Annotated in this window: 6 protein-coding genes and 1 pseudogene; 2 read left to right on the forward strand and 5 right to left on the reverse strand. The window is 64.2% G+C overall.

Going from position 1 to position 5997, the window contains the following annotated elements:
- Both RMN73_RS04275 and groES read right to left on the reverse strand, forming a co-directional pair.
- Positions 1–548: TCP-1/cpn60 chaperonin family protein (locus RMN73_RS04275; RefSeq protein WP_309602077.1), on the reverse strand; the 548-nt coding region annotated here is incomplete at its 3' end.
- Between the two features lie 74 nt (positions 549–622).
- Positions 623–910 carry a co-chaperone GroES gene (groES, locus tag RMN73_RS04280; protein ID WP_309602078.1) on the reverse strand — a complete coding sequence of 96 codons (288 nt, stop codon included), beginning with the start codon at positions 908–910 and terminating at the stop codon, positions 623–625.
- 197 nt (positions 911–1107) lie between these two features.
- On the opposite strand from groES, the gene RMN73_RS04285 reads away from it, so the two are divergent.
- Positions 1108–1659, forward strand: coding sequence for a L,D-transpeptidase family protein (locus RMN73_RS04285; RefSeq protein WP_309602079.1), 552 nt, complete (start codon positions 1108–1110; stop codon positions 1657–1659).
- Positions 1660–1665: 6 nt separating this feature from the next.
- Here RMN73_RS04285 and RMN73_RS04290 read toward each other — a convergent pair whose 3' ends face one another.
- Entirely contained in the window at positions 1666–3051 is a 1386-nt protein-coding gene (locus RMN73_RS04290; RefSeq protein ID WP_309602080.1) for an MATE family efflux transporter, read from the reverse strand.
- Between the two features lie 105 nt (positions 3052–3156).
- Here RMN73_RS04290 and sppA point away from each other — a divergent pair, with 105 nt between their 5' ends.
- The gene (sppA, locus tag RMN73_RS04295) at positions 3157–5013 is read left to right on the forward strand and encodes a signal peptide peptidase SppA (RefSeq protein ID WP_309602081.1); all 1857 of its coding nucleotides are present in this window, start codon (positions 3157–3159) and stop codon (positions 5011–5013) included.
- Here the strand turns inward: sppA and RMN73_RS04300 are convergent.
- Both RMN73_RS04300 and RMN73_RS04305 read right to left on the reverse strand, forming a co-directional pair.
- Positions 4997–5698 (reverse strand): PepSY domain-containing protein, encoded by a 702-nt coding sequence (locus RMN73_RS04300; protein WP_309602082.1) that lies wholly within the window; start codon positions 5696–5698, stop codon positions 4997–4999. The genes sppA and RMN73_RS04300 overlap by 17 nt on opposite strands.
- A pseudogene (locus RMN73_RS04305) lies at positions 5698–5997 on the reverse strand (dihydrolipoyl dehydrogenase); the annotation flags it as partial. The gene RMN73_RS04300 and the pseudogene RMN73_RS04305, both read right to left, overlap by 1 nt.

A 5997-nucleotide genomic window follows, 5' to 3' on the forward strand; every position in this document is an offset into this window, starting at 1 on the left:
AGCCCCTTGGCTTCCTCGACGGTGATGACGCCTTCCTTGCCGACCTTTTCCATCGCTTCGGCGATCTTCTCACCGACCACGGTATCGCCATTGGCCGAGATGATCCCGACCTGGGCGATCTCGTTCGAGCCCGATACGGGCTTCGAGCGCGCCTTGAGATCGTCGACGACCTTGATCACGGCGAGATCGATGCCGCGCTTCAAATCCATCGGGTTCATGCCGGCTGAAACCGACTTCATGCCTTCGCGAACGATCGCCTGGGCGAGAACGGTCGCGGTGGTGGTGCCGTCACCGGCATTGTCGTTGGTCCGCGACGCGACTTCGCGAAGCATCTGCGCGCCCATATTCTCGAACTTGTCCTTGAGCTCGATTTCCTTGGCGACGGTAACGCCGTCCTTGGTGATGCGCGGTGCGCCATAGCTTTTGTCGATCACGACGTTGCGGCCCTTGGGCCCCAAGGTCACCTTGACCGCGTCGGCGAGGATATCCACGCCCTTCAGAATGCGCTCACGCGCGTCGCGGCTGAATTTTACGTCTTTGGCTGCCATGTTGGCTACCCTTTCAAATGGTTGAATGTTCCGAATGTTCGCACTGACGCGCTAGTCGCGCGCCGGTCAGAAAGTCAGGCGATGACTCCGAGGATGTCGCTTTCCTTCATGATGATCAGGTCTTCACCGTCGACCTTGACCTCGGTGCCCGACCATTTGCCGAACAGGATCTTGTCGCCGGCCTTGACGTCGAGCGGAGTGATCTTGCCATCATCGGCGCGCGCACCGGTGCCAACCGAGACGACTTCACCTTCTTGCGGCTTTTCCTTGGCGCTGTCGGGGATAATGATCCCGCCAGCAGTCTTTTCCTCAGCCTCGACCCGGCGGACGAGAACTCGGTCATGAAGCGGCCTGAAACCCATGTTGTTGGACCTTCTTTTTTGTCGTTGATGTTGCCGCTTGGCACTCACATCGAAGGAGTGCCAGCGATGACCTGCATCTGGGTGGCCCTGTCCAACAAGTCAAGGACGCCGCCCATCAATAGCGACCAAGGGCTTGGCATTTGCCGCCGACTGGTGAAGGCTTGATCCAGATTAACCATCTAAGGCCCTGATTCTCCATGAAGAAGATTTTAACGGCCGGGTTCGGCCTGTTGCTCGCCAGTTGCGCCACCGCCCCGGTGCAGCGCGCACCGATCGTCGATGTGCCGGTGGTGGTGATCAATCCGCTGACCATGGCCGCCGAGCGCGAAGCCGCGCTGAAGTTCGGATCGACCGCGATCCGCCCGGGCGAGTATCGGATGCTGCCCGCCGCTGCGATCCCCAAGAACGGCCCGGTGTCGATCCTCGTCTCGCTACGCAACCAGAAAACCTATGTGTACAAGAGCGGCGTGCTGGTCGCGATGTCGACGTCGTCCCATGGCACCGCAGACCATCCGACCGATCCGGGCAAATGGACCATCCTGCAGAAGAAGCCGTTCCACCGGTCGAACAAATATTCCAACGCGCCGATGCCGTTCATGCAGCGGCTCGACAAATGGGGCCGCGCGTTTCACGCCGGTGTGGTGCCGGGCTATCCCGCCAGCCACGGCTGCATCCGCCTGCCCGCGCCGATGGCCAAGGCGCTATACGGCATGACGAAGATCGGCGATGTCGTGGAAATCGAAGCCTAGAACGCTTTACCCCGCGACCGGCGGCAACAGGCCGAGTGCCTCGCGCCGCCACCAGCGCCACAGCATCAGGACGGAGACGATCGCCAGGCCAATGGCGAGCCCGGTCCATAAGCCGACCCCTGCCCAGCCGTCGCGAAAGGCGAGCCAGGCACCGATGCCGATGCCGATGCCCCAGTAACCGACCAACGTGAACAGCATCGGCACGCGCGTGTCGTGAAGCCCGCGCAGCATCCCCGCGCCGACCACCTGCGCCCCGTCGACCACCTGAAAGATGGCGGCAATGGCGAGAAACGAGACGCCGAGCGCGATCACGGTCGCGTTGGCTGGGGTATCGTCGAGGAACAAGGTGATCAACTCGTGCGGGATCGCCCAGATGACCAAGGCCATGACCGACATGAAGCCGACCCCAATCACCCACGCGGTCCAGCCGGCGCGCATCACGCCATCGGGATCGCCGCGCCCGAGGAACAGGCCGACCCGCACCGTCGCCGCCTGCGCCATTCCCCACGGCACCATGAACGACAAAGCGGCGATCTGCAGCGCGACCGCGTGGGCGGCAAGGCTCTCGGCGTTGATCAGCCCCATCAGGTAAGCGGCGGCGCTGAACACCCCGCCTTCGAACCCCATGGCAAGCCCGATCGGCAGGCCGAGCAGCCACAATTTGCGGTAGCGCGGCCAGTCGGCGCGCCACAGATTGCCGAACAAATGGAAGCGCCGGAACTGGCGGTCGGTAACGATAACGATGGCGAGCAACACCGCGAGCAGCGTCCAGACGATCGAGCTTGCCAGACCGCCGCCAAAAATGCCCATTTCGGGCAAACCGAAGCGCCCAAAAATCAGCCCATAGCCAAGCAGGGCATTGAGGATGATCCCGACCAGGCTGATCGCCAGCACCCAGCCCGGCCGCTCGAGCGCCGAGACGAAATTGCGCATTGCCTGGAAGGCGAGAAACGGGAGCGCCGACCACATGTAGCCGCGCAGGAAGGTCTGGGCATCGCGCGCCAGGGCCGGATCCTGTCCAAGGCCGCGGATCAACCCTTCGGAGAAATACAGCACCAGCCAGATCGGGCCGATGATCGTCGCGACCATCCACAGCGACTGGCGAAAGGTGCGCCTGACGTCGCGTACCGAGCGGGTCTTCGCACCAAGCGCGGTGGCCATCATCGGCGAGGAAGCGGTGACCAGGCCGAGCGCGACCAAGGTCATGGCGAAAGTCAGGTTGAGCCCCAGCGCTGACGCCGCGAGCGGACGCGGTCCGAGCCAGCCCATCAGCACCACATCGGTCGCCTGGATCGCCGCCATCGTCAGATTGGCAAGAATTAGCGGCCAGGCGAGCGCCATCGTCGCGCGAATTTCGGTGCGCCAGGGGGAGGATGGATCGGTTGCGCTCATCGGGTGCGGTTAGCAGGTTCCTTGTGCCGCGCCAGTTGCCCGCCCGTCGAAAATCCCTTCGCGCCGTTGAAACGCTCGGCTAGGCAACATCCAAAGGAGTATCTCATGCGGTTCGTTCGTGCGGTGTGGAAATTGCTGGTCGGGATCAAGGATGCGTTGGTCCTGATCCTGTTGCTGCTGTTCTTCGGCGGGCTTTATGCCGCATTGTCGTCGCGGCCGGCGCCGATCAGCGACGGGGTGCTGGTGCTCGCTCTCGACGGGACCTTGGTCGAACAACCCACGCAGGCGGCGTTTTCCGACATTCTCAGCGGCGCGGGGGGAATCCATGAATATCGCCTGCGCGACCTTATCGCCGCGCTCGACGGGGCACGAACCGACGACCGGGTGAAAGCGGTTGCGCTCGACCTCGACAGCTTCCTGGGTGGCGGGCAGACCGCGATCGGCGACCTTGGAACCGCCGTCCGCCGGGTGCGCGCATCGGGCAAGACAGTGGTCGCCTTCGCTACCGGCTACACCGACGACAGCTATCAACTTGCCTCCAACGCGTCGGAAATCTGGTTGAGCCCGATGGGCGCGGTGGCGATCACCGGGCCGGGCGGCAAGAATTTGTATTACAAAGGGCTGATGGACAAGCTCGGCATCACCGCCAATGTCTACAAGGTCGGGACCTACAAATCGGCGGTCGAGCCGTACATCCGCAACGATATGTCGCCCGAGGCCAGGGAAAATGCTCAGGCGCTGGCCGGGGCGTTGCTCGAGACGTGGCGCGAGCATGTCAAACTGGCGCGGCCGGCAGCGGCGATCGATACCTATCTGAAGGATCCGGTGGCCGTGCTCGATGCCAATGGCGGCGACCTGGGCAAGGCAGCAGTGGCGGCGAAACTGGTCGACCAACTGGGCGAGCGGCAGGCGTATGAAGCGCGGCTGGCGGAGCTTGGCGGCAAGGATGACGATGCCCGGGGCGGCTATCAGGCGATCAAGCTCGCCAGTTACCTCAACGACGCAGTCGACCGCGATCCCAAAGGGCCGATCGGCGTGGTCACCGTCGCTGGGGAAATTGTCGACGGCAAATCGACCGGCGGCAATGCCGGCGGCGAGACCATCGCGCGGCTGATCGAGAAGGGTCTTCGCGACGACAGTTTGAAGGCGCTGGTGGTGCGAGTCGATTCGCCCGGCGGATCGGCGATTGCATCGGAGCGGATCCGGCAGGCAGTCCTTGCCGCCAAGGCGAAGAAAATACCGGTCGTGGTGTCGATGGGCAATGTCGCGGCATCGGGCGGTTACTGGGTGGCGAGCGCGGGCGACAAGATATTCGCCGAGCCGTCGACCATTACCGGATCGATCGGCGTGTTCGGGATCATCCCGAGCTTCCAGGGTAGCCTGGCCAAGCTCGGGGTCGGCGCCGACGGGGTCAAGACGACGCCCTTGTCGGGCGAACCCGATGTACTCGGCGGGCCATCGCCCGAGGCGGGGCGGATGATCCAGGCCGGGGTCGAGAGCATTTACCGCCAGTTTCTGACCATTGTCGGCCAGTCGCGCAACAAGAGCATGGCTGACATCGACAAGATCGCGCAGGGCCGGGTGTGGGACGGCGGGACCGCGCGCCAGCTCGGGTTGGTCGACCAGTTCGGCTCGCTGGACGACGCCATTGCGGCGGCGGCGGGGCTGGCCAAATTGGGCGACGAGCGCGGGGTTCGCTACCTCGACCGCGCGCCAAGCTTCCGCGAGGAGTTCATGGCGGTTTTCTCTGGTGAGGAAAGCGAAAGCGTTCCGACCGACGCGTTCGCAGCGTTGTCGCCGGCGCCCGACCGGTTGCTGGCGACTGCACTGGCTGACCTGCAGCGGATCATGGCGGGCCCGGCGATCCAGGTGCGCTGCCTCGAATGCCCGGTCGAGCTGTCGGCAGCCCCGCCGTCGGAGCCGCGCGGGTGGAAGACGATGCTGCTCAACCTGTTTGGCTGATCTTGCGCTTCTTCTTGCGACGCGAGGTCATCGGCAACAGGATCAGGGCCATGATGGTGGTCAGTGCGGCGACGATCCCGAAGCCGATCAGCCACGGATTATGTGCATCCTCACGGGTCTGCAGGTCCATGATGTGCAGCCCCCACATGAAATCATAGAACCGCCACCAGGCGGTGCGCCGCGCGGCGATCTCGCCGGTCCAGCGATCGACGTAGAAAAAGGTCCCGTCGGACATGCTGATCTTCCAGCTGTCGAGCGGACGGCGCAGATCGAGCGGCGGGTTGGCCGGATCGATGTGGCTGACCGAAACGATCTTTGCCTTGCCGGCATAGCGCGCTCCAAGCTCGCGCGCGGCATCGGCGGGGCTCATCGCGGGGAGCAAACGGCCGGTCGCGGGATCGGCGAGGCGACTGGTGCCATCGGCAAAGGCCAGCACCCAGCGCGGGCCAGTGGCGCGCTGCTCGAGCGTCAGTTTGGATAAGGGGCGCACGTCGATAGCAGGGGCCACCGGTGGGATTGTGGTGCGGACTGGCGGCGGATCGGACAGCAAGGCCGCGCCGCGCACTTCCTCAATCGGCTTGACCACCATCAGCACGCCCGAGATCGTCCAGAACAGCATCGGCACGCCGATCAGCCAGCCGAGCCAGATATGGTAGCGGCGAAGGGTCGAACGCAGGCCCGCCATCAGATGTGGATCGGCTTGCCGGTGACCGCCATCGCGGCTTCCTTGAGCGCCTCGGCGTGGGTCGGGTGGGCGTGGCAGGTGTAGGCGATGTCCTCGCTGGTCGCGCCGAACTCCATCGCCAGCGCGGCCTCGGCGATCAGCGTCCCTGCCAAAGACGAAATGATCCACACCCCGAGTACGCGGTCGGATTTGGCATCGGCGATAATCTTGACGAAGCCGTCGGTGTCGCGATTGGTCTTGGCGCGGCTGTTGGCCATGAACGGGAATTTGCCGACCTTGATGTCGTGGCCCTTGGCCTT

It is taken from the genome of Sphingomonas sp. (assembly GCF_031372575.1).
Lineage (GTDB): Bacteria > Pseudomonadota > Alphaproteobacteria > Sphingomonadales > Sphingomonadaceae > Sphingomicrobium.